At 66.7% G+C, this 3,127-nt stretch carries 3 protein-coding genes; all 3 read left to right on the forward strand.

All coding sequences use genetic code 11. The features are described 5' to 3' along the window. A partial coding sequence (locus tag JNK99_RS10560) for a metal ABC transporter permease (RefSeq protein WP_291852528.1) occupies positions 1 to 543 on the forward strand: 543 nt, incomplete at its 5' end. Positions 544 to 560: 17 nt separating this feature from the next. Then, positions 561 to 1,499: a metal ABC transporter substrate-binding protein gene (locus JNK99_RS10565; protein ID WP_291852531.1), complete on the forward strand. Its 939-nt coding sequence runs from the start codon at positions 561 to 563 to the stop codon at positions 1,497 to 1,499. Positions 1,500 to 1,687: 188 nt separating this feature from the next. Beyond that, on the forward strand, positions 1,688 to 3,127 hold a 1,440-nt coding region (locus tag JNK99_RS10570; protein ID WP_291852534.1), incomplete at its 3' end, for a CHAT domain-containing protein.

Here is a 3,127-nt window from a genome sequence, read left to right on the forward strand (position 1 = left end):
TCGGCCGGTGTCCTCATCATCTCGCTGCGCGGCAGCAGCGTCGACCTGCTGCACGTGCTTTTCGGCAGCGTCCTTGCGCTCGACGACGCGGCGCTGCTGCTGCTCGCCGGCTTCGCCTCGCTGTCGATCGTGGCGCTCGCCATCGGCCTGCGGCTGTTCGTCCTGGAAGGTTGCGACCCGGCCTTCCTGGCACGCATCAGCCGCCTCGGTCCACTGGCCCACTATGGCTTCCTGGTGTTGCTGGTACTCAATCTGGTCGCCGGCTTCCACGCCCTGGGCACCCTGATGGCGGTGGGAATCATGATCCTGCCGGCGGCCGCGGCACGTCTGTGGGTGTGCAATATCGGCCCGCTGCTGCTGATGGCCAGCGGTCTGGCCATTGCCGGCTCGATCACCGGCCTTCTGTTGTCGTACCACATCAACCTGCCCGCCGGACCGGCAATCGTGCTCACACTCGGTGCACTTTACTTGCTGTCGCTGGCCATCGGACCGCTCGCACCGCTGGCCAGCCGCTGGCGGTCCGGCTGGCATTTCGAGCGCTGACCGCAGGAAGAGAAACCATGCCAGCCCCTATCTTCGGTACACTGAAGCGGTTGCTCATCCCCATGCTGCGCTGCCTCTTCGCCAGCTACCTGCTGCTCCCCGGCAACGCCACGGCCGAACCGCTGCCGATCGTGGCCAGCTTCAGCATCCTGGCCGACCTGACCAAGCAGGTCGGCGGTGATCGCGTGCAGATCCACACCCTGGTCGGTCCCGGCTCCGACGCACACGTCTACCAGCCGACGCCGAGCGACGCCAGGACCCTGGCACGCGCGCGGATGGTCATTGTCAACGGGCTCGGCTTCGAAGGCTGGATCGAACGTCTGGTCAAGTCGTCTGGCTACCGCGGCAAGCTGATCGTCGCCAGCCAGGGCATCAGCCCGCTCCACCAGACGCGCACGCGTCCTGACCAGCATGATGCGCACGACGGCGACCTCGACCCGCACGCCTGGCAGGACGCCAGCAACGCCGCTCGCTATGTGGACAACATCGCGCAGGCTCTCGCCGAGGCAGACCCGGCCAGCCGCCCGCTGTACCAGGCCAACGCTACCCGCCTGAAACGGGAGATTGCGGACGCCGACAAGGAGATTCGTACCGGCTTCCGGAACATCCCGGCCGAGCAGCGCAAGGTGGTCACCTCGCATGACGCCTTTGGCTATTTCGGTCGTGCCTACGGCATCCGCTTCATCGCGCCGGTCGGCGCCAATACGGACGCCGAACCGACTGCCGCTGACGTCGCGGCAATCATCCGTCAGATCCGTCGCGAGAAAGTGCGGGCGATCTTCGTCGAGAACAGCATCGACCCGCGCCTGCTCGAACGCATCAGCCGCGAGTCCGGTGCACGCATCGGCGGTGCACTGTATTCCGACTCCCTCGCACCTCCCGGCACGCCGGCCGGAACCTATGTCGGGATGATGCGGCTGAACGCCAGGACGCTGGCCAGTGCATTGGCCGACTGAATTGCTGGCCAACCGCCGGGAGCGACTCGCCCCGACATCCGGCGAATCCGGATTGCATGTTGCAGAACGGGGCGGCACTGCCCGCCACGCGCGCCCAGGCGGTCGCCGATTGACGGCGCCGCGGTGATCGCGAGATACTCGGCGCGAATTGCGCGCCCACCTTCCTCCCGTTCTTCAGGCTGGCTCACATGACCATCACCAGCAAGGCTCGGCAATCCGGGCCGATGCGCTTCCTGGACTTCTCGCTGCGTGCCTGGCGCGAAACTTCCTTTGTCCAGGTCATTGCGCATTCGACGCCAGCCGGCGCCATGCGCGCACCGATCGCGGTGAAGATCGGCGCCTTCGATGCCGCCGACTATCGCATTGCCGATGACGCGCCGCTGGCACGCGGCGCCGCGGTCGGGCGCCACCTGGCGCGTATCCTGCTGCCCGATCCGGTCTGGGTCTTGCTGGGCGAGAGCCTGCGCATCGTCGCACCCGATCGCTCACTGGGACTGCGTCTGCGGCTCTGCCTTGACGACGATTTGATCGACCTGCCGTGGGAGTTCCTCTACCGCCGCGATGTCGATGCCCCGGCAGCCCACAGCGGCTTTCTGCTGACCGACGGACGCATCTCTCTGGTACGCGAACCACCGTCGGTGGCGTCGCTGCGCTCACCCGACAACCGCACCCAGCGCGTTCTGTTCATCGGCACGCGCTTCGACGATGGCAGCGACACCTGGGGCGTCGAGGTCGAGTTCAACGGCCTGGCGAAGACGATGGAACCACTCGGCGAGCTGATCGAACTGCAGTTCGAGGCAGCGGATGCGGCGGCGCGGATCGAGACACGACTGGCAGAGGGCTACGACATCTTCCACTATGCCGGACATACCGAAGTCGAAGCCGGTGAAGGCACGCTGGTACAGCTCGCCCGGGCGAGCGAGCCACGCTACGTCGAATCGCTCGCCGACCGCGCGGCCTGGGCCACCGCCGCCGCGCTCGCCACCCGCCTGGCCGCAGCCGGTACCCGTCTGGCTGTCTTCAACGCCTGCAACAGCGGCTTCTGGCCTTTCGTGCGGCCCTTCATGCGCGCCGGCATCCCGGCACTGGTCGGCGTGCAGGGGCTGGTCAGCAACATCGCTGCACTGAACTTCGCCGAAAGCCTCTACAAGTCGCTCGCCGTCGGCCTGTCGCTCGACGAGGCGCTGACCACCGCCCGCCTCTACGTGATGGAACCGGGGCGTTCGTTTTACGACTGCGACTGGGGCCGCTTCATGGCCTACATGCCGGCCGACAATGCCATTCTGTTTCCACGCCGCCCACGGCGGGAACTCCAGGCTCAGCAGCGCCAGATCCGTGCCGAGCGCCAACAGGCGATCCGCGATGTCGAGGTGCTGTCCAGGAAACTGGACGGCGCCGGAGTCAGCCGCATGCTTTCGGACATTGCGCAGCGCAGCGTCCTGCTTCTCGGTCGTTTCACCGACCAGCGCAAGGCGCTGCTCGACGCACTGAAGAAGGCGCTGACCACGCCACCGCTGCGGTACGTGCCGATCCTGTTCGATTTCGAGAAACCCGGCGAGCGCGACCTGATCGAAGCGATCGTCCGCTTCGCCGCCGTCTCGCGCTTTGTGATCGCCGACCTCTCCGAC

The sequence above is a fragment of the Accumulibacter sp. genome, assembly GCF_016789985.1.
Taxonomy (GTDB): Bacteria; Pseudomonadota; Gammaproteobacteria; order Burkholderiales; family Rhodocyclaceae; genus Accumulibacter.